We start from the raw sequence: 18,341 nt of genomic DNA, 5'->3' as shown, positions 1-18,341 counted from the left end.
CAGGTAGAACATGGCTAAGACCTCGATGATCCAGCGCGATGTTAAGCGCACCAAGCTCGTCAAGAAGTTCGCTACCAAGCGTGCCGAACTGAAGGCGGTCGTCCTGAGCTCCACTGCCTCGTATGAGGAAAAGATGGAAGCCCAGACGAAGCTGCAGAAGCTCCCGCGTGATGCCAGCCCGGCGCGCCAGCGTAACCGCTGCGCCCTGACCGGCCGCCCGCGTGGCGTCTACAGCAAGTTCGGCCTTGGTCGCAACAAGCTTCGTGAAGCCACCATGCGCGGCGATGTGCCGGGCCTGCGTAAGGCTAGCTGGTAAAAAACTCGCCATTGGCGGGGCAAGCTGTTATAGTCGTCGGTCTGCGCAACGCAGACCGACGTCTGTCGGCTTTACAATTTGAAGATTTCCGGTAATTCGGATATCGGTGCACTCTCAAGGGTTTTCTTATGAGCATGACTGATCCCATCGCCGATCTGTTTACGCGCATCCGTAATGGCCAGGCATCTGGCAAAGCGGTTGTACGTATGCCGTCGTCGAAAATGAAGCTGGCCCTCGCGCAGCTCCTGCAGAAAGAGGGTTATATCCTCGACGCCCGTTCCGCTGATGAAGCGGGCAAGCCGGTCCTCGAGATCAAGCTGAAGTACTTCGAAGGCCTCCCGGCCATCGAAACCATCTCCCGTGTCAGCCGTTCCGGTCTCCGCGTCTACCGCGGCAAGGACGAGCTGCCGAAGGTCCTCGGCGGCCTGGGCATCTCCATCATCTCGACTTCCGCCGGTCTCCTGACCGACGCTCAGGCCCGTGCTAAGGGTCTTGGCGGCGAAGTCATCGGCCAGGTGGCGTAAGGAGTCCCGTATGTCACGTGTAGCCAAGTTGCCTATCAATCTGCCGAAGGGCGTCGAGATCTCGATCGCCAACGGTACTGTCTCCGTCAAGGGCCCGAAGGGCACGCTGACGACCCACGAACTGCCGGGCGTTACGTTCCAGCAGGATAATGGCGTCGCCACCGTCGTTCTCGCCGAGGGCGCCGACGATAAGTTCGGTGGTACGGCTCGCGCCGTTGTCGCCAACATGGTCCAGGGCGTTACCGCGGGTTTCGAGAAGAAGCTCGAGCTGGTCGGCGTGGGTTACCGCGCACAGCTTGCCGGCAAGGCCGTCAACCTGTCGCTCGGCTTCTCGCACCCGGTCGTCTTCGAGGCGCCGGAAGGCATCACGATCGAAGTCCCGACGCAGACCGAAATCCTGATCAAGGGCGCTGACAAGCAGCTCGTCGGTCAGACGGCGGCGAAGATCCGTGCTTTCCGTTCGCCGGAGCCTTACAAGGGCAAGGGCGTCCGTTACGCGGGCGAGAAGATCATCCTGAAGGAAGCCAAGAAGGCCTAATCGGTCTATCCGCTTTCTGGAGTAATACGATGAACAAGAACGATTCCCGCCTGCGCCGCGCCAAGTCGACCCGCTCTCACATCCGTGAGCTCGCGGTTCATCGCCTGAGCGTGCATCGCACCGGTCAGCACATCTACGCCCAGGTCTTCGCACCGAACGGTACCGTCGTGGCAGCCGCCTCGACCGTACAGTCCGCGGTTGCCGAGGGTCTGAAGGGTACGAAGAACATGGAAGCCGCGACCACCGTTGGCCGCATCGTTGCCGAGCGCGCCAAGGCCGCCGGTATCGAAGCAGTCGCGTTCGATCGCTCGGGTTTCCGTTACCACGGTCGCATCAAGGCTCTGGCCGATGCGGCTCGTGAAGCCGGCCTCAAGTTCTAAGAGGCGTCAGGCAACGACATCGGCCTTTCGGGGTCGGTGTCGCCCGATTTAGCTCCTACAACTCCAAGCGGCGACCGAGCCGTAAACAGAAGTCCCGGCTAACTATCATTCCGGGCTATCAGGAAAAGAGATGTCCTCGACAGATCGCGAAAATTCGGACGGCATGCTTGAAAAGCTTATCGCCGTCAACCGCGTGGCCAAGACCGTCAAGGGTGGCCGCCAGATGAGCTTCACCGCGCTGACTGTTGTTGGCGACGGCGAAGGCCGCGTCGGTTTTGGTTATGGCAAGGCACGCGAAGTGCCGGTCGCCATTTCCAAGGCTATGGAACGCGCCCGTCGCAACATGGTCACGATTGAACTGAACCAGGGCACGCTGTGGTACGCCATCAAGGCCAACCACGGTGCTGCCCGCGTCTACATGCAGCCCGCTTCCCAGGGTACCGGCGTCATCGCCGGCGGCGCCATGCGCGCTGTCCTCGAAGTGGTCGGCGTGAAGGACGTGCTCGCCAAGGCCGTCGGCTCGCGTAACCCGATCAACCTCGTCCGCGCGACGATCAAGGGTCTGCAGGCCGTCGCATCGCCGAAGCGCATCGCCGCCAAGCGTGGCAAGACGATCGAAGAGGTCCTCGGCAATGGCTAAGAACACCGAAACCGCCGCTGGCGGTACCGTCCGCGTCCGCCTGGTCAAGGGCCTGCGCGGTGTGCAGGGTCGTCATCGTCTGAGTGTGAAGGCCCTGGGCCTGAGCCACATCAACGATGTGCGCGAACTGAAGGATAGCCCGCAGGTCCGTGGCCTTATCAATAAGGTCTACTACCTGGTTCGGGTCGAGGAGTAAGAATCATGCGTCTTAACGATCTACGTCCCGGTAAGGGCGCTCGCAAGGTCCGTACCCGCGTCGCGCGCGGTATCGGCTCCGGCCTCGGCAAGACGGCCGGCCGCGGCCATAAGGGCCAGCATGCACGTGCCGGTGGCACGCATCGCTACGGTTTCGAAGGCGGCCAGATGCCGCTGCAGCGTCGCCTGCCGAAGGTTGGCTTCCGCTCGCTGAAGAAGCGCGACACCGAAGAAGTGCGTCTGTACCAGCTGGCTGCCCTGAAGGTCGACACGATCGATCTGATCGCTCTCCACGCTGCCGGTCTCGTGACCAGCCGCGCGAAGAAGGTCAAGATCGTCCTCAAGGGTGAAATCACCCGTGCGATCAAGCTCACGGGCGTGCTTGCGACGGCCGGCGCCAAGGCGGCTATCGAAGCCGCCGGCGGCAGCGTGGAGTAATCAGGTGGCAGCAGCGCAGGGCACAACGCTCGGCTCGCTGGGCAAACTGACGGAACTTCGTCAGCGCATCTTCTTCTTGATTGGTGCGCTGGTGGTCTTCCGCCTCGGTTCGTTCATTCCCGTTCCGGGCGTGAATCCCGAGGCGATGACCAGCCTGGTTGAGGGTGGCGGCGGTCTGTTGAACATGGTCAACATGTTCTCGGGTGGCTCGCTTTCCCGATTCTCGGTGTTCGCTCTCGGTGTGGTGCCGTATATCTCGGCGTCGATCGTGGTGCAGATGATGGGCTCGGTCATTCCGTCGCTCATGGCTCTGCGCAAGGAAGGCGAGTCGGGTCGTCGCAAGATGACCATGTACACGCGCTTCGGCACGGTTGGCCTGGCGGCATTCCAGGCGTTCGGCATCGCGGTCGCCCTGCAGAAGCAGGTCGGCGCGAGCGGTCCGGTGGTCTATATGCCCGGTGCGGGCTTCGTCATGGCATCCGTCGTCGGTCTCACCGCCGGCACGATGTTCCTGATGTGGCTCGGCGAGCAGATCACGGAGCGTGGTATCGGCAACGGCATTTCGATGCTGATCTTCGCCGGTATCGTGGCCGGTCTCCCGGGTGCCATCGCGCACACGCTGACCATGGCGAACAACGGAGAGCTGTCGGTTCTGAAGCTGCTCATGGTGACCGCGCTGATCCTGGCGGTGACCGCTTTCGTGGTGTTCATGGAGCGCGCCCAACGGCGTATCACCGTGAACTACGCGAAGCAGGGCAGTCAGCGCCAGTTCCAGCGCCAGACTTCGCACCTGCCGCTGAAGATCAACATGGCGGGTGTCATTCCGCCGATCTTCGCGACCAGCCTCTTGCTCTTCCCCGCGACCGCGGCGACCTGGTTCGGCACTGCCCACCAGTCGCGTTGGTTGCAGTGGTTGACCACGGCGCTGAGCCCGGGTGAACCGGTGCACGACATCGTGTTTGCGGTGCTGGTGATCGGGTTCGCCTTCTTCTATACGGCGATCGTGTTCAACTCGCAGGAAACGGCCGATAACCTCAAGCGTTCGGGCGCGTTGATTCCGGGCATCCGTCCGGGTCGCGCCACGGCGGACTACATCGATGGCGTCATGACCCGGCTTACCGGTGTTGGCGCGGTTTACATCGTCCTGGTCTGCCTGGTGCCCACGTTCATGCAGAACGCCTGGCACGTACCGTTCTATTTCGGCGGCACTTCGCTGCTGATCGTGGTGGTGGTGGTGATGGACTTTACGGCTCAGGTCCAGGCCCATCTTGTCAGCCACCAGTACGAGAGTCTGCTTAAGAAGTCCAATCTCCGTCGCAGCTGAGACGCAGCGGAGATCCCCAAGTAGGGGAGGCCTTGGCGCCCAGCGCCGCAGGACTTCCCGTTTAGGTTAATTCAGGTTAGAATTGCGCGTTTACCGCGCACGAAACGCATCGGAGACAGTACATCATGGCGCGCATCGCGGGTGTCAATTTGCCGGTCCAGAAGCATGTCTGGGTCGGCCTGCAGAGCATTTATGGAATCGGCCGTTCGCGGGCGAAGAAGGTTTGCGTCGACTCGGGCGTGGTTCCGACCACTCCCATCAAGTCGCTTAGCGAAGGTGAGGTCGAGAAGATCCGTGCCGAAATCGCCAAGTACACGGTCGAGGGCGATCTTCGCCGCGAGATCGGTATGGCGGTCAAGCGCCTGATGGACCTCGGTTGCTATCGTGGCCTGCGCCACCGTCGCGGCCTGCCGGTGCGCGGCCAGCGCACGCGTACCAACGCCCGTACCCGCAAGGGTCCGCGTCGTCCGATCAAGAAGTAACGGATACCGATTATGGCTAAGCCGGTTAAAACCAAAAAGAAGATCAAGCGCGTTGTCACGGATGCCGTGGCCCACGTGCAGGCTTCTTTCAACAACACCATCGTCACGATCACCGATCGCCAGGGCAACGCCCTGTCGTGGGCGACTGCAGGCGGCGCGGGTTTCCGCGGCTCCCGTAAGTCGACCCCGTTCGCCGCACAGGTGGCAGCCGAAAAGGCTGGCCGCGCTGCTGGCGACTACGGTGTGAAGACCGTGGAAGTTCGCATCAAGGGCCCAGGCCCGGGCCGTGAGTCGGCCGTGCGTTCGCTGAATGCGTTGGGCTACAAAGTGCTCAACATTATTGACGTCACGCCGATTCCGCATAACGGCTGCCGTCCCCCCAAGAAGCGTCGCGTCTAAGGAGCATACCCATGGCCCGTTATCGTGGAGCTACCTGCAAACTTGCGCGTCGTGAAGGTGCCGACCTCGGTCTGAAGAGCCCGGCCCGCGCGCTTGATTCCAAGTGCAAGCTCGAGAACAAACCCGGTCAGCATGGCGCCAACAAGCGCGCCCGTCTGTCCGACTACGCCGTCCAGCTGCGTGAAAAGCAGAAGGTCAAGCGCATCTACGGTGTGCTCGAGCGTCAGTTCAGCAACTACTACACCAAGGCTTCGACCCAGAAGGGCAACACGGGTGAAAACCTGCTGCGTCTCCTGGAAAGCCGTCTCGACAACGTCGTATTCCGCATGGGTTTCGCGGTTACCCGCGCCCAGGCTCGTCAGCTCGTCGCTCACAAGTCCGTGACGGTCAATGGCAAGAAGGTCAACGTGCCTTCCTACCACGTCCGTCCGGGTGACGAAGTGTCGCTGACCGAAAAGGCTCGCGGCCAGCTGCGCGTCCAGGAAGCAGCGACGGTCTTTGACACGATGGACCTTCGTCCGTCGTGGGTCGAGGTCGACAGCAAGAAGTTCGCAGGCACGTTCAAGGCTGTGCCGGATCGCGGTGATCTGCCGGCCGACATCAACGAAGCCCTGATCGTCGAGCTTTACTCGAAGTAATTCACCGGAGCCTTGCATGGCAGTTTCGTCAACTAGTGTGCTGCGGCCTCGTGGCCTCAGCGTCGAGCAGCTTGGAGCGAACCGCGCTAAGGTGGTGGTCGAGCCGCTCGAGCGTGGCTTTGGTCACACCCTGGGCAACGCGCTGCGTCGCGTGCTGCTCTCTTCGATCCCGGGCAGCGCCATCGTCGAGGTCGAAATCGACGGCGTGCTGCACGAGTACACCACGCTTGAGGGTCTGCAGGAGGACGTGATCGAAGTCCTGCTCAACCTCAAGGATGTTGCCATCCGTCAGCACAGCGGTGACGAAGTCACCCTGACGCTGTCGAAGAAGGGCAAGGGCGTGGTCACCGCAGGCGACATCGCGGTCGACCATTCCGTAGAAATCGTCAACCCGGACCACGTGATCTGCCACCTCACCAAGGATGTGGCACTGAACATGCGTCTGAAGGTGCGTCGCGGCGTCGGCTACCAGCCGGCCAGCGCGCGCCAGCATCCGGATGACGAGACGCGGCCGATCGGCCGTCTGCAGCTCGACGCATCGTTCGCGCCGGTCCTGCGCGTGGCTTACGAAGTGGACGCCGCTCGTGTCGAGCAGCGCACCAACCTCGACAAGCTCGTTCTGGATATCGAGACGAACGGTACGATCGGTGCTGAAGACGCTGTCCGCAAGGCTGCTGAAATCATCAACGATCAGCTGTCGGTTTTCGGCGATTTCTCGCGCCGCGAGAGCGATTCGACCAAGGCGGAGAAGGGCGGGTTCGATCCGCTCCTGCTGCGTCCGATCGACGATCTCGAACTGACGGTCCGTTCGGCGAACTGCCTGAAGGCCGAAAGCATCTACTACATCGGCGACCTGGTCCAGAAGACCGAAGTCGAGCTGTTGAAGACGCCGAACCTGGGCAAGAAGTCGCTGACGGAAATCAAGGATGTGCTGGGCGGGCGTGGTCTCGCTCTCGGCATGAAGCTCGAAAACTGGCCGCCGCCGGGTCTTTCCCACGGTATGCAGCTGGGCTGATTCAAACGGGGCGATCGCTTTTCGATCGCCCCGATCCTTTGCAAGAACCGGCGGATACCTCGCGTATTTCCACCGGATGTCCAGAACGGTCCATAGAGACCGTGCTCTTAATAACGGGGCGTTTTGACAGCCTCGAATAGCGGGCAACCGCGGGAAGCCGCTTCATTCCGACGGCTTTTCCTAACAATAGACCTAGAGAGTAAACGCCATGCGCCACCAGAAATCCGGTCGCAAGCTCAACCGCACGAGCAGCCACCGCGAAGCGATGTTCAAGAACATGGCTTCGTCGCTGATCAAGCACGAGCTTATCCGCACCACCCTTCCGAAGGCGAAGGAACTCCGTCGCGTCGCCGAGCCGCTCATCACGCTCTCCAAGACCGATGGCGTTGCCAATCGCCGCCTCGCTTTCGCGCGTCTGCGCGACAAAGAGGCTGTAGGCAAGCTCTTCGTTGAGCTCGGTCCTCGCTACCGCGAGCGTCCCGGCGGCTACCTGCGCATCCTCAAGTGCGGCTTCCGTCCCGGCGATCATGCGCCGATGGCGTATGTCGAACTCGTGGATCGCCCGGCCAAGACCGAAGCGGTCGACGCCGAGTAAGCACGCTGATTAAGCCTTAACGGGCTGATTCGAAGAAACCCCGGCAGGGCGACCTGCCGGGGTTTTTTCGTTTCGGGACGGCGACCGGGGATTTGCGGTAATTCTTACGCAAGCCATTGATCCATGGTTACAAAAGAAACTTTACACAGTTGCTGACAAGCACGTGCACAAAGGGTTAACGTGGGCGTTCCCCACCCCATATCGCCCCTATGAACCTCTCGTTCCGCGGTCGCTACCTTGCCGGTTTCGTTGTCTGTGTGGCCCTCATGGCATTCGCGCTGTACGCGCAGTACGTCATGCATCTGGATCCGTGTCCGTTGTGCATCTTCCAGCGCATCGCGGTGTGCACCATGGGTCTGTTCTTCCTGATCGGTGGCCTGCATGCGCCTCGCAAGACGGGTGCTCGCGCTGTCTACGCCATCGTGATCACGCTGGGCGGACTCTGGGGCATCGCTACGGCAGGCAGGCATCTGTGGCTGCAGTCGCTTCCCGCGGCGGACGTCCCGGCCTGTGGGCCGGGCCTCGGCTACCTGTTTGACGCGTTTCCGTTTACGAAGATGCTCAAACTGGCGTTCACTGGGTCCGGCGAATGCGCGAAGATCGAACCGGTCCTCGGCATTCCCATGCCCGGCTGGACGCTGTTCTGGTTCGTCGTGCTGACCGTCTGGGCTCTCTTGGCCATTCGTCGCACCGTCCGTTGATTCCCCGCGCCGTGCAAGGCGCATATACGAAGGCACCGCCGTCATGCAGCACTCCCTCAAAGCCGTAGCACCCCCGTCCATCGACTGGACGCCGGGTTCGTGGCGGTCGAGGACCGCCCTCCAGCAGCCGACGTATAACGACGCCGACGAGCTCAACCGCGCCCTCGATCAGCTCGGCCAACTTCCGCCGCTGGTCACTTCGTGGGAGATCCTTGCCCTCAAGCAGCGCATTGCCGAGGCCCAGGAGGGCGAGCGCTTCCTGCTCCAGGGCGGCGACTGCGCCGAGAGTTTCGCGGACTGCAACAGCCCGATCATTTCCAATCGCCTCAAGGTGCTGCTGCAGATGAGCCTGGTGCTCGTCCACGGCCTGAAGAAGCCCGTTCTTCGCGTTGGCCGCTTTGCCGGCCAGTACGCCAAGCCGCGCTCGGCCGATACCGAAACGCGCGACGGCGTGACCTTGCCAGCCTTCCGTGGCGACCTGGTCAACAGCCCGGAATTCACTCCGGAAGCGCGTCGTGCGGATCCGAATCGCCTGATCAAGGCCCACGCGCGCTCGGCGATGACGATGAACTTCGTGCGCGCACTCATCGATGGCGGTTTCGCCGATCTGCATCATCCGGAGTACTGGGACCTGGCGTGGGTGGAGCATTCGCCGCTCGCCGCCGAGTACCGGCGCATGGTCGCCAGCATCGGTGACTCGCTACGCTTCATGGAAACACTCGCGGGTCAGTCGATCTCCAGCTACTCGCGCGTCGATTTCTACACCTCGCACGAAGCCCTGCTGTTGCATTACGAGGAAGCCCTCACGCGCCAGGTTCCGCGCCAGGATGGCTGGTTCAACCTGTCCACGCACTTCCCGTGGATCGGCATGCGCACGGCGGCGCTCGACGGTGCTCACACCGAGTATTTCCGTGGCATCCGTAATCCCATCGCGGTGAAGGTGGGTCCGACGGTGCAGGCGGACGATCTGCTGCGCCTGATCGACGTGCTGAATCCGAACGAAGAGCCGGGCCGCCTGACCCTGATCCACCGCATGGGTAACGACAAGATCGGTACGCATCTGCAGCCGTTGCTCGAAGCGGTAAAGAGGGAAGGGCGCCGCGTGCTCTGGGTTGCCGACCCGATGCATGGCAACACCGAGAGCACGACCAACGGCTACAAGACCCGCCGCTTCGCCAACATTGCCGGCGAACTCGACCAGGCCTTCGACATCCACGCGGCAGCCGGCACCCGCCTGGGCGGTGTGCATCTCGAACTCACCGGCGAAGATGTCACCGAGTGCCTCGGCGGCGCCCGCGACCTCGTCGAGGGCGACCTCGATCGCGCTTACCGCTCGATGGTCGATCCCCGCCTGAACTACGAGCAGTCGCTGGAAATGGCGATGCTGATCGTTCGGAAGTCGGGTGGCATGGTCTGATCGGTGCTCACATGTTGCAACCGAGCCCGGCTTCGTGCCGGGCTTTTTTTGGTTCGCACCTCGCACCTCGCACCTCGCACCTCGCACCTCGCGCATGGCTCGGCTTCGCCATCGCTCTCTACACTTGGGCGTCTCGCGGGGGAGACCTTGGTGCCCACCCTCGCTGCTCAGACAGTCCTCCGCGTTCGGATCGGAAGGCCGCTTCGCGGCCCATGTATCTATTTGGCCTACGGCCGCTCCACTTGTGCGGAACTCGCCTCGAGGGTGGACACCAAGGTCTCTCACGACGATACGGTTGGGTGGAAGGCGAGCCGTGGCATGGTGCCGTCGTCGGCCCCGGCCGCTTCCGGAACACCGGGGCGATGCGGACGCGGTTGCTAGCACCCGGTTGCCGAACACCTTCCTCGCGCCTGTGCCAGCGTGCCGATGTGCCGGCCGACGATGCTGCCGCGCGCTTTGGCTCGACCCACGCGAACCTCAGGGCTCGGGAGAGCCTTCGGTGCCCACCCTCGAGGCGAGTTCCGCACAAGTGGAGCGGCCGTAGGCCACACAGAACATGGTCCGCGCAGCGGACTTTCCGATACGAAACGCGGAGGACTGTCTGAGCAGCGAGGGTGGGCACCGAAGGCTCTGCGCTGCTACGTCACCGAAGGCTCTGCGCTGCTACGTCACCGAAGGCTCTGCGCTGCTACGTCACCGAAGGCTCTGCGCCGCTACGTCACCGAAGACTCTGCGCCGCTACGTCCGCGCTCGCCGTGGCGTAAGCCTTCGGCGTCCCCGGGACTCCGCGATGAACCATTTTTTGCCCCGCAGGCGCGGATCAAGGAACAAGTCGTGTCGCATGTTGCGCGCGAGCCCACGCCACGTGTTCGCGCACGACCTCCGACGGATCATCCGCGCGTGCTTCCAGCGCAGCGAGGATTTCGTCACTCGTCGGCGCGTTACCCAAACCCACGGCGAGATTGCGCAGCCAGCCTTCGTATCCTGTGCGGCGGATCGCCATGCCCTCGGTACGGGAGAGGAATTCCGCTTCGCTCCACGCGAAGAGGTCCACGAGCTTCGGGCCATCGAGGCTGTGGCGTGGGGCGAAGTCGGGTTCGGTAGCTTCCTGGGCGAATTTGTTCCAGGGACAGATCAGCTGGCAGTCGTCGCAGCCGAAGACCCGGTTGCCGATAGGTGCGCGCAGTTCTTCGGGGATGCTGCCCTTGAGCTCGATGGTGAGGTAGGCGATGCACTTGCGCGCGTCGAGGCGGTAAGGCGCGACGATCGCCTGTGTCGGGCAGATGTCGATGCACCGGCGGCAGCTGCCGCAGTGCGCCGTAGCGGGCTGGTCCACCGGCAGGGGAAGATCCGTATAGAGCTCGCCGAGGAAGAAATATGAGCCGGCGCGCTTGTTGATCACGACGGTATGTTTGCCGATCCACCCGAGGCCGGCGTTACGCGCCAGGGCCTTTTCGAGCACCGGTGCGGAGTCGACATAGGCGCGGTAGCCGAAGTCGCCTATGCGCTCGCCTATCTTTTCCGCCAGCTTCTGCAGCCGATGGCGCATGACCTTGTGATAGTCGCGACCGAGGGCGTAACGCGCCACATAAGCCTTATCACCGTCGTTGATCACGTCCCATGCATTCGCGGTGCCGGGGGGAATGTAGTCCATGCGTACGGAGACGACGCGCAGCGTGCCGGGTTCGAGTTCGGCGGGGCGGCTGCGGCGTGTGCCGTGACGGGCCATGTATTCCATTTCGCCGTGATGGCCGTCTGCCAGCCAGCGCTCCAGGTAGGCCTCGTCGTGACCAAGATCGGTGCCGGAGATGCCGACGTCGGCGAAGCCGAGTTCGCGCGCCCACCCTTTGATATCGATGGCGAGGGCGACGTAGTCGATGGCGGGAGAAGCGGACATACGTGCATTCTACTTGCCCCTTCTATAATCCCCCGATGACCGCACCCCATCTCGGCATCGCTCTCTTCACGTCGGCACAGGCCCGGGCCATCGACCAGCGCGCGACCGCGGAACTTGGCATCCCCGGCTTCGAGCTGATGACACGTGCGGCTGCGGCGGCCTTCGCCATGCTCCGCCGACGCTGGCCCGGAGCCGGGCGGGTGCGGGTGGTCTGCGGTGCCGGCAACAACGGCGGCGATGGCTACCTGGTTGCCCGCGACGCACTCGTGGCCGGGCTGTCCGTCGACCTGATCGCCCTGGGCGAGCCCCATGGCAGCGACGCCTCGCAGGCTCGCGACGCCTTCCTTGCCGCCGGTGGCACGCTGAGCTCCCTCGCCGATGGGACCAGGCTTCTCCCGCCGGACGTCATCGTCGACGCGATCTATGGCACTGGTCTGAACCGGGCGCCCGATGGCCAGGCGCGTGACGCGATCGAGGCCATGAACGCCGCCGGAGCACCGATCCTCGCGCTCGATATTCCCTCGGGGCTGTCCGCCGACACGGGTGCGACGCCCGGCGTGGCCGTACGCGCCACAGCGACAGCGACCTTCATCGTGAACAAGCGCGGCCTGCACACGTTTCACTGCGAAGTTGCCGGCGATATCGAACTCCACAGCCTCGGACTGCCGGATTCGCTATTCGACACCCCCGACGCGCACCTGTTGCTTGCCGGGCACCTGCCGTCCCGGCCGCGCGAGTCGAACAAGGGCACGAATGGCCACGTGCTCGCCATCGGCGGCGATCATGGCACCGGTGGCGCCGTACGCATGGCCGCCGAAGCCGCGCTGCGTACAGGCGCGGGATTGGTCAGCGTGGCCACGCGCGAGGAGAACGTGCTGGCGATGAATGCGGCGCGCCCGGAACTGATGGCGCATGGCGTGAATGGCCCGCAGGCCTTGCAGCCCATGCTGGAAAAGGCATCGGTGGTCGCCCTGGGTCCCGGTCTCGGGCAGGCCGCCTGGGGCCATGCCCTGTGGACGACGGCGCTCGATGCCGGCCTGCCGACCGTGCTCGACGCCGACGGCCTCAACCTGCTGCATACCCAGGAGCGCGCGTTGCCCGGGACGATCGTGCTCACGCCGCATCCGGGCGAGGCAGGGCGCCTGCTCGGTATCGACACAAAGGCGGTGCAGGCAGACCGCTTCGCCGCCGTGCGCGACATGGCCCGGCGCTTTCAGGCGGTCGTGGTGCTCAAAGGCAATGGCAGCCTGATCGCGTCGCCTGCGGGCGAGGTCGCCGTCTGCCCCTGGGGCAATCCGGGCATGGCCAGCGGCGGTATGGGCGATACGCTGACGGGCATCATCGCTGCACTGCTGGGCCAGGGCTGCGATGCCTACGAGGCAGCGTGCCTTGGTGTGGGGTTGCACGCGCGTGCTGGCGATGTCGCTGCGCGGGACGGCGAGCGCGGGCTGCTTGCCGGTGACCTGCTCGAGCCGCTTCGTCGTCTCGTCAATGGGCTCGACGCATGAACGACATCGAGCTGTTCCTCGCGGACGAGGAAGCCACCATGGCGCTGGGCCGTCGCCTTGCCAAGGCCCTGCCCAATGGGCTGGTGGCGTTTCTCTACGGCGACCTCGGCGCGGGCAAGACCACGTTCGCCCGGGCCTTTCTTCAAGCTCTCGGGGTTGGTGAACGGGTCAAGAGCCCGACGTACAGCCTTGTCGAGGGCTACGAGATTGGTGAACGCCAGGCCTTCCATCTGGACCTCTATCGCATCGCCGACCCGGGCGAGCTGGAGTGGCTGGGCCTGGACAGCCTTGCCGAGCCGGGGGCGATCGTCCTGGTAGAGTGGCCGGAACGGGGGGCGGGCGCCTTGCCGCCCGTGGATATGGCGCTGAGCTTTCGCCACGAAAAATCGGGCAGGGCCGTTCGGCTGGCGCCGAAATCGCCACTTGGCGAACGCGTCGTGGCCTCCCTTGCCGCTGGCCCATCGCGGCAGCTGTAAACGGCCTCCCATTCCCCCTTGTGACGCGGTTCGCCCCTGAAAATACGGGTGATTCTTCGCCCGCGCGGCCGTCGGTTGCATCACATTCCTGTACGTCAGTTGACGAAGTGTTCGCAGGTTATGGATTAACAAGGGAAAACATCTTGCATTCGTCGGGCGCTTGCAGTTCAATCCGGGCCGTATGAGGGGAATGACTATCAAACTTGGCCTCCTTGCGTGCGTGACCGCCGTCGCGACGTTCACTGCTGCCTCCGCCTCGGCCGCCGACGTGAAAGCGGCCCGCGCCTGGGCGGGGCCTGAATACACGCGCGTGGTGTTCGATCTTTCCGGGCCGGCCTCCTACAAGATGTCGCAGGGCGACGTGCCCGGTAGTGTCGTGCTGGACATCGCGAGCAGCTCGGTGACAGGTGATTTCGCGGCGCCGGGCGGGCAGGGCCTGTTCAAGTCGATGACCGTGAGCAAGCAGGGCGGCTCGGCGCGCATGGTCGCGACAGTCGATCCGAAGGCCAAGCCGAAGAGCTTCCTGCTCAAGCCTGCCGGCGATTACGGCTACCGACTGGTGCTGGATCTTTATCCGGGCGGACAGAGCGACCCGGGCGACAATCCGCCACCGTCCACCGACAACGATTCACCTTCGATGGCTGTGGCCGCTGCAGACGCGGAAACCGAGGCGCCGATACCGGCGCCGACCCGCGGGTCCCGGGGTTCGCGCGGCAAGTCCGTGCCGGCCGGAAAGCCGCCCATGCTGCCGACGGGCGAGCGCAAGGTGGTCGTCGCCATCGACGCCGGTCACGGCGGTGAAGATCCTGGCGCGAGAGGTGCGACCGGTCTGCGCGAGAAGGACGTCACCCTCCAGGTGGCCCGCGAGCTGGCCGACCAGATCAATCGCCAGCCCGGTATGCAGGCCGTGCTCACGCGCAACGGCGACTACTTCATTCCGTTGAAGCGGCGCTACGAGATCGCCCGCGAGCACAACGCGGACATGTTCGTTTCCATTCATGCCGATGCCTTCAAGAACGGCGATGCCAAGGGTTCCTCCGTCTGGGTCCTGTCGCCGCGAGGGAAGACCAGCGAGGCCTCGCGCTGGCTGGCCGATCGCGAAAACCGCGCCGATCTGGTCGGTGGCGTGTCGCTCGACGACAAGGACGACAGCCTGGCTGCAGTCCTGTTGGACCTGCAGCAGGGCTATGCCATGCAGGCCAGTGAATCCATCGCCGGTAACGTGCTCAAGGCCCTCGGCCGCCTGGGTCCGACCCATCGCGGCTATGTCGAGCGCGCCAACTTCGTCGTGCTGCGTTCGCCGGACGTACCCTCGATCCTGGTCGAGACGGCGTTCATCACCAATCCGGCGGAAGAAACCCGCCTGCGCGACGACGGGCACCGCCGTGAACTGGCTATCGCCGTGCTGGGTGGCGTGCGCAACTATTTCGAGTCCATGCCGCCGCCGGGCACGTGGTTTGCCGCCCAGGCCGCCCGCCGAAACGGTACCTCGCTGGCCAGCACGGCTGCTTCCGCATCGGCGGCGCCTGCCGCGGCAAGCGATTCGAGTGCGGTCGCCCCGGACGCGGTAAAGGCCGCTACCCGCGTCCCGCCGCCGAAAAAGACCCTCGCCAAGGCCGATACGCCGGCAACGTCACCGTCGGCGAAGGTCTCGAGCGGTCGCGCCGACGACAACGTCCGCGACCTTCACCGGGTCAATCGCGGTGAGACGCTTACCGGCATCGCCAGCCAGTACGGCGTTTCGGTCGGCGCGCTGAAGATGGCCAACAAGATGAATGACGACAACGTCCGCATCGGCGCGGTCATGGTGATTCCGTCGGGCTGAGCGTGGTTCGGCAGTTGGCGAGGCCTTGGGCTATCCTTTCGACCTGAAAGCACGTCAGGTCGTACCGCCCATGCCCAGCATTCGTCCCCTGCCGCCCGAGCTGATCAACCAGATCGCCGCCGGCGAAGTGATCGAGCGTCCCGCCTCCGTGGTGAAGGAGCTCGTCGAGAACAGCATCGACGCCGGTGCCCGCCGTATCGAGGTGGACATCGAGCAGGGCGGCACCCGATTGATACGCGTGCGCGACGACGGTGGCGGCATTCCGCGCGACGAACTCGCCCTGGCCGTGGCTTCGCACGCGACGAGCAAGATCGGTAGCTTCGACGACCTCGAGCGCGTGGCCAGCATGGGTTTTCGTGGCGAGGCACTGGCGTCGGTATCGTCAGTGGCACGCTTTTCGTTGACCTCGAGGCACCAGGGCGAGGACGCGGCATGGCGCATCGAGGTCGATGGCGGTCGCCTCCAGGAGGCGCGTCCGGCGCAGCATCCGCCCGGCACCACGATCGAAGTGCGCGACCTGTTCTACAACGTACCGGCCCGGCGCAAATTCCTTCGCGCGGAGCGCACCGAGTTCGCGCACATCGACGACCTGCTCAAGTCGCTGGCGCTGGCTCGCGAGGGCGTCGACATCCGCCTTACCCACAACGGCAAACCCGTGCGCCTGCTGAAGCCGGCACGCGACGAGAACGCCGCGCTGGCTCGCGTCGCCGAGGTGCTTGGCCCCGACTTTCCGGGGCAGTCCCTGCGCGTCGAGCACGAAGCCGCCGGCTTGCGCCTTTCGGGCTGGGTCGGACTTCCGACCGCGTCGCGGTCGCAGGCCGACCAGCAGTATTTCTACGTCAACGGGCGCCTGGTGCGCGATCGCATCGTCGCGCATGCCGTTCGCCAGGCTTACTCGGACGTCTTGTTCCATGGTCGCCATCCGGTGTTCGTCCTGTTCCTTCAGCTCGACCCCGTCGGCGTCGACGTGAACGTGCATCCGGCGAAGAGCGAAGTACGTTTTCGCGAGCAGCGCCTGATCCATGACTTCCTGTTCCGCACCCTGCACGAGGCGCTGGCGCAGACCCGCGCCGGTGCTGCGTCGCCCGCCGTCGACTCCGCGTTTCCCATGGCCAGTGCCAGTGCCAGTGGCGCTTATCCGGTGGCAGCCTCATCGATGTCTCCCGTCACGACCTCATGGCCGCAGTCGGCCAGCCAGTCACGGTTGAGCCTGGGTGTACGCGACGAGCCGCTGGCCGGTTACGCGACGCTGTTCGGCTCCTCCACTGCGCCGCGCCCGTCCGGCACATGGTCTGCGCCTGTCGGTGCCGACCCGGACGCCGGCAGCGACGTGCCGCCACTGGGTTATGCGATCGCCCAACTCAAGAACATCTACGTGCTCGCCGAGAACGAGCACGGCCTGGTGCTGGTCGACATGCACGCGGCGCACGAACGCATTACCTACGAAAAGCTGAAGAACGGCCGCGTCACCGCCAGCCTGCGTTCGCAGATGATGCTCGTGCCCCTGTCGATCGCCGTCAGCGCCCGCGAAGCGGCGGCGGCGGAAGAGCATGCCGATGCGCTCGCGGCATGGGGTCTGGAGCTGTCGCGCAGCGGGCCGTCAGGGGTTGTGGTGCGTCGTATTCCGTCGCTGCTGGAAGGTGCCGACGTGGCCCAGCTCACCCGCGATGTGCTCGGCGAACTGGCCCAGCACGGTAGCTCGCGCCGCCTCGAAGAGCTGGAAAACGAATTGCTCTCGACCATGGCCTGCCATGGTTCGGTAAGGGCTGGCCGCCGCCTGGGTATTCCCGAGATGAATGCGCTGCTGCGGGAAATGGAAGCCACCGAGCGATCGGGGCAATGCAACCACGGCCGTCCAACCTGGGTACAGTTATCGCTCGGTGAGCTGGATCGCCTGTTCCTTCGCGGCCGCTGATGTGGGAGCCGCTTCAGCGGCGATAGCCCCGGAAACTCACGAATCTTTCTTTAGCGCTATGCTGGACGGATAGACGTCCAAACGAGGTATCGCCATGATCCGCTCGCTCGCCTTCGCTTCCGTGTTCGCCGTGGCCACGGGAAGCGCCCTCGCCGGAGACGACTACACCGCTTCCGTCGAGAAAGTCCGCGCCGAGCGCCTGCAAGCGCTGAAGGCGCCTGCGGGCTGGCTCAGCCTCATCGGCCTGGAGTGGCTGCAGCAGGGCGTCAACCGCATCGGTAGCGCCGCGGACAACGACATCGTGCTGAAGGCCGGCCCGGCACACCTGGGGACCATCACGCTCGATGACACCGGCTCGGCGACGATCGAGCTGGCCAGGGGCAGCGGCGCGCTGGTCGACGGTCGCGAGGTACAGCGCGCCACGCTGGTGGATGATGGCGGCACGGGGCGCAAGGCGACGGAGGTGCGCTTCGGCTCGGCCAATTTCTTCGTTATCGCCCGCGAGGGCAAGAAGGCGTTGCGGGTGAAGGATGAGAACGCCGATTCACGGGCGCACTTTGCCGGCCTGGATTATTTCGCCATCGACCCATCATGGCGCGTGGTCGCCGACTGGGTGCCGTTCGATCCGCCGCACGAGCTGGAAATCGGCAACGTGCTTGGAGGCATCGACAAGGAGAAGGTGCCAGGCAAGGCCGTGTTCGTCCGTGACGGGCACACCTTCGAGCTGTATCCGATCCAGGAAGAACCGGATTCGCTGTTCTTCGTCTTCGCCGACCGGACCAGTGGCAAGGAAACCTACGGGGCGGCGCGTTTTCTCGACACCGCATTGGCGAAGGACGGCAAGCTGATCCTTGATTTCAACGAGGCTCGTAACCCGCCGTGCGCTTTCACGCCGTACGCTACCTGTCCACTGGCACCGCCGGAGAATCGGCTTGATGTGCGGGTGACGGCCGGCGAGAAGAAGTACGCCGGTGGCGAAGAGCATCGCCGCTGAAGCGGCTCCCACAATCACCGCTGAAGCGGCTCCCACAATCGCCGCTGAAGCGGCTCCCACAATCGGCGGCTGGGTGTGGGAGCCGCTTCAGCGGCGATAGCTTTCGGCGATAACCTTCAAAGAG

Annotated in this window: 21 protein-coding genes; 20 read left to right on the top strand and 1 reads right to left on the bottom strand. The window is 64.2% G+C overall.

Translation table 11 applies throughout. The annotated features are described in order from the left end of the window. Positions 1-10 precede the first annotated feature (10 nt). From rpsN to C8J98_RS07930, 15 genes are all read left to right on the top strand, one after another. Positions 11-316, top strand: coding sequence for a 30S ribosomal protein S14 (gene rpsN / locus C8J98_RS08000; RefSeq protein WP_063570886.1), 306 nt, complete (start codon positions 11-13; stop codon positions 314-316). Positions 317-444: 128 nt separating this feature from the next. Continuing rightward, positions 445-840 (top strand): 30S ribosomal protein S8, encoded by a 396-nt coding sequence (gene rpsH, locus C8J98_RS07995; protein ID WP_063570887.1) that lies wholly within the window; start codon positions 445-447, stop codon positions 838-840. Between the two features lie 10 nt (positions 841-850). Further along, positions 851-1,378, top strand: coding sequence for a 50S ribosomal protein L6 (gene rplF, locus C8J98_RS07990; protein WP_063570888.1), 528 nt, complete (start codon positions 851-853; stop codon positions 1,376-1,378). A 29-nt stretch (positions 1,379-1,407) separates the two neighbouring features. Beyond that, positions 1,408-1,758: a 50S ribosomal protein L18 gene (gene rplR, locus C8J98_RS07985; RefSeq protein ID WP_063570889.1), complete on the top strand. Its 351-nt coding sequence runs from the start codon at positions 1,408-1,410 to the stop codon at positions 1,756-1,758. 130 nt (positions 1,759-1,888) lie between these two features. Beyond that, entirely contained in the window at positions 1,889-2,398 is a 510-nt protein-coding gene (gene rpsE / locus C8J98_RS07980) for a 30S ribosomal protein S5 (protein ID WP_046967240.1), read from the top strand. Beyond that, positions 2,391-2,594, top strand: coding sequence for a 50S ribosomal protein L30 (rpmD, locus tag C8J98_RS07975; RefSeq protein WP_063570890.1), 204 nt, complete (start codon positions 2,391-2,393; stop codon positions 2,592-2,594). Before rpsE ends, rpmD begins: the two co-directional genes overlap by 8 nt. A 5-nt stretch (positions 2,595-2,599) precedes the next feature. Continuing rightward, positions 2,600-3,031 (top strand): 50S ribosomal protein L15, encoded by a 432-nt coding sequence (gene rplO, locus C8J98_RS07970; protein ID WP_107912697.1) that lies wholly within the window; start codon positions 2,600-2,602, stop codon positions 3,029-3,031. A 4-nt stretch (positions 3,032-3,035) separates the two neighbouring features. After that, complete coding sequence (gene secY, locus C8J98_RS07965) at positions 3,036-4,355, top strand: preprotein translocase subunit SecY (RefSeq protein WP_046967237.1); 1,320 nt, start codon at positions 3,036-3,038, stop codon at positions 4,353-4,355. A gap of 125 nt (positions 4,356-4,480) precedes the next feature. Further along, on the top strand, positions 4,481-4,837 hold the full coding sequence (gene rpsM, locus C8J98_RS07960; protein WP_046967236.1) for a 30S ribosomal protein S13: 357 nt from the start codon (positions 4,481-4,483) through the stop codon (positions 4,835-4,837). Between the two features lie 12 nt (positions 4,838-4,849). Continuing rightward, positions 4,850-5,236: a 30S ribosomal protein S11 gene (gene rpsK / locus C8J98_RS07955; RefSeq protein WP_007513384.1), complete on the top strand. Its 387-nt coding sequence runs from the start codon at positions 4,850-4,852 to the stop codon at positions 5,234-5,236. Positions 5,237-5,247: 11 nt separating this feature from the next. Next, positions 5,248-5,874, top strand: coding sequence for a 30S ribosomal protein S4 (gene rpsD / locus C8J98_RS07950; RefSeq protein WP_046967235.1), 627 nt, complete (start codon positions 5,248-5,250; stop codon positions 5,872-5,874). Positions 5,875-5,890: 16 nt separating this feature from the next. Next, entirely contained in the window at positions 5,891-6,889 is a 999-nt protein-coding gene (rpoA, locus tag C8J98_RS07945) for a DNA-directed RNA polymerase subunit alpha (protein WP_036115434.1), read from the top strand. A gap of 208 nt (positions 6,890-7,097) precedes the next feature. Beyond that, positions 7,098-7,484 (top strand): 50S ribosomal protein L17, encoded by a 387-nt coding sequence (rplQ, locus tag C8J98_RS07940; protein WP_063570892.1) that lies wholly within the window; start codon positions 7,098-7,100, stop codon positions 7,482-7,484. 209 nt (positions 7,485-7,693) lie between these two features. After that, positions 7,694-8,185 (top strand): disulfide bond formation protein B, encoded by a 492-nt coding sequence (locus C8J98_RS07935; RefSeq protein ID WP_107912696.1) that lies wholly within the window; start codon positions 7,694-7,696, stop codon positions 8,183-8,185. A gap of 43 nt (positions 8,186-8,228) precedes the next feature. After that, positions 8,229-9,602, top strand: a complete 1,374-nt coding sequence (locus C8J98_RS07930; RefSeq protein WP_107912695.1) for a 3-deoxy-7-phosphoheptulonate synthase class II — start codon at positions 8,229-8,231, stop codon at positions 9,600-9,602. An 820-nt stretch (positions 9,603-10,422) separates the two neighbouring features. Here C8J98_RS07930 and queG read toward each other — a convergent pair. Then, complete coding sequence (gene queG / locus C8J98_RS07925; protein ID WP_107912694.1) at positions 10,423-11,499, bottom strand: tRNA epoxyqueuosine(34) reductase QueG; 1,077 nt, start codon at positions 11,497-11,499, stop codon at positions 10,423-10,425. A gap of 35 nt (positions 11,500-11,534) precedes the next feature. On the opposite strand from queG, the gene C8J98_RS07920 reads away from it, so the two are divergent. The 5 genes from C8J98_RS07920 to C8J98_RS07900 all read left to right on the top strand — a co-directional run bounded on the left by C8J98_RS07920 (position 11,535) and on the right by C8J98_RS07900 (position 18,217). Next, positions 11,535-13,007, top strand: a complete 1,473-nt coding sequence (locus C8J98_RS07920) for an NAD(P)H-hydrate dehydratase (RefSeq protein WP_107912693.1) — start codon at positions 11,535-11,537, stop codon at positions 13,005-13,007. Then, positions 13,004-13,483: a tRNA (adenosine(37)-N6)-threonylcarbamoyltransferase complex ATPase subunit type 1 TsaE gene (tsaE, locus tag C8J98_RS07915; RefSeq protein WP_107912692.1), complete on the top strand. Its 480-nt coding sequence runs from the start codon at positions 13,004-13,006 to the stop codon at positions 13,481-13,483. The genes C8J98_RS07920 and tsaE overlap by 4 nt, the downstream gene beginning before the upstream one ends. 190 nt (positions 13,484-13,673) lie before the next feature. Next, positions 13,674-15,308 (top strand): N-acetylmuramoyl-L-alanine amidase, encoded by a 1,635-nt coding sequence (locus C8J98_RS07910; RefSeq protein ID WP_233260167.1) that lies wholly within the window; start codon positions 13,674-13,676, stop codon positions 15,306-15,308. Positions 15,309-15,378: 70 nt separating this feature from the next. Further along, positions 15,379-17,223 carry a DNA mismatch repair endonuclease MutL gene (mutL, locus tag C8J98_RS07905; protein WP_107913044.1) on the top strand — a complete coding sequence of 615 codons (1,845 nt, stop codon included), beginning with the start codon at positions 15,379-15,381 and terminating at the stop codon, positions 17,221-17,223. A gap of 94 nt (positions 17,224-17,317) precedes the next feature. Then, positions 17,318-18,217, top strand: a complete 900-nt coding sequence (locus C8J98_RS07900; protein WP_107912691.1) for a DUF1684 domain-containing protein — start codon at positions 17,318-17,320, stop codon at positions 18,215-18,217. Positions 18,218-18,341: the final 124 nt, after the last annotated feature.

Origin of the sequence: Luteibacter sp. OK325, from assembly GCF_003050935.1 — a bacterium.
Lineage (GTDB): Bacteria > Pseudomonadota > Gammaproteobacteria > Xanthomonadales > Rhodanobacteraceae > Luteibacter.
The sequence above is the reverse complement of the archived record's forward strand: the minus strand, read 5'-3'. Positions and strand labels throughout refer to the sequence as shown.

Bases quoted from the DNA above. Each gene is read 5' to 3' on its own strand.
- rpsN (WP_063570886.1), top strand. From the start codon at position 11: ATGGCTAAGACCTCGATGATCCAGCGCGATGTTAAGCGCACCAAGCTC.
- rpsH (WP_063570887.1), top strand. From the start codon at position 445: ATGAGCATGACTGATCCCATCGCCGATCTGTTTACGCGCATCCGTAAT.
- rplF (WP_063570888.1), top strand. From the start codon at position 851: ATGTCACGTGTAGCCAAGTTGCCTATCAATCTGCCGAAGGGCGTCGAG.
- rplR (WP_063570889.1), top strand. From the start codon at position 1,408: ATGAACAAGAACGATTCCCGCCTGCGCCGCGCCAAGTCGACCCGCTCT.
- rpsE (WP_046967240.1), top strand. From the start codon at position 1,889: ATGTCCTCGACAGATCGCGAAAATTCGGACGGCATGCTTGAAAAGCTT.
- rpmD (WP_063570890.1), top strand. From the start codon at position 2,391: ATGGCTAAGAACACCGAAACCGCCGCTGGCGGTACCGTCCGCGTCCGC.
- rplO (WP_107912697.1), top strand. From the start codon at position 2,600: ATGCGTCTTAACGATCTACGTCCCGGTAAGGGCGCTCGCAAGGTCCGT.
- rpsM (WP_046967236.1), top strand. From the start codon at position 4,481: ATGGCGCGCATCGCGGGTGTCAATTTGCCGGTCCAGAAGCATGTCTGG.
- rpsK (WP_007513384.1), top strand. From the start codon at position 4,850: ATGGCTAAGCCGGTTAAAACCAAAAAGAAGATCAAGCGCGTTGTCACG.
- rpsD (WP_046967235.1), top strand. From the start codon at position 5,248: ATGGCCCGTTATCGTGGAGCTACCTGCAAACTTGCGCGTCGTGAAGGT.
- rpoA (WP_036115434.1), top strand. From the start codon at position 5,891: ATGGCAGTTTCGTCAACTAGTGTGCTGCGGCCTCGTGGCCTCAGCGTC.
- rplQ (WP_063570892.1), top strand. From the start codon at position 7,098: ATGCGCCACCAGAAATCCGGTCGCAAGCTCAACCGCACGAGCAGCCAC.
- C8J98_RS07935 (WP_107912696.1), top strand. From the start codon at position 7,694: ATGAACCTCTCGTTCCGCGGTCGCTACCTTGCCGGTTTCGTTGTCTGT.
- C8J98_RS07930 (WP_107912695.1), top strand. From the start codon at position 8,229: ATGCAGCACTCCCTCAAAGCCGTAGCACCCCCGTCCATCGACTGGACG.
- queG (WP_107912694.1), bottom strand. From the start codon at position 11,499: ATGTCCGCTTCTCCCGCCATCGACTACGTCGCCCTCGCCATCGATATC.
- C8J98_RS07920 (WP_107912693.1), top strand. From the start codon at position 11,535: ATGACCGCACCCCATCTCGGCATCGCTCTCTTCACGTCGGCACAGGCC.
- tsaE (WP_107912692.1), top strand. From the start codon at position 13,004: ATGAACGACATCGAGCTGTTCCTCGCGGACGAGGAAGCCACCATGGCG.
- C8J98_RS07910 (WP_233260167.1), top strand. From the start codon at position 13,674: ATGACTATCAAACTTGGCCTCCTTGCGTGCGTGACCGCCGTCGCGACG.
- mutL (WP_107913044.1), top strand. From the start codon at position 15,379: ATGCCCAGCATTCGTCCCCTGCCGCCCGAGCTGATCAACCAGATCGCC.
- C8J98_RS07900 (WP_107912691.1), top strand. From the start codon at position 17,318: ATGATCCGCTCGCTCGCCTTCGCTTCCGTGTTCGCCGTGGCCACGGGA.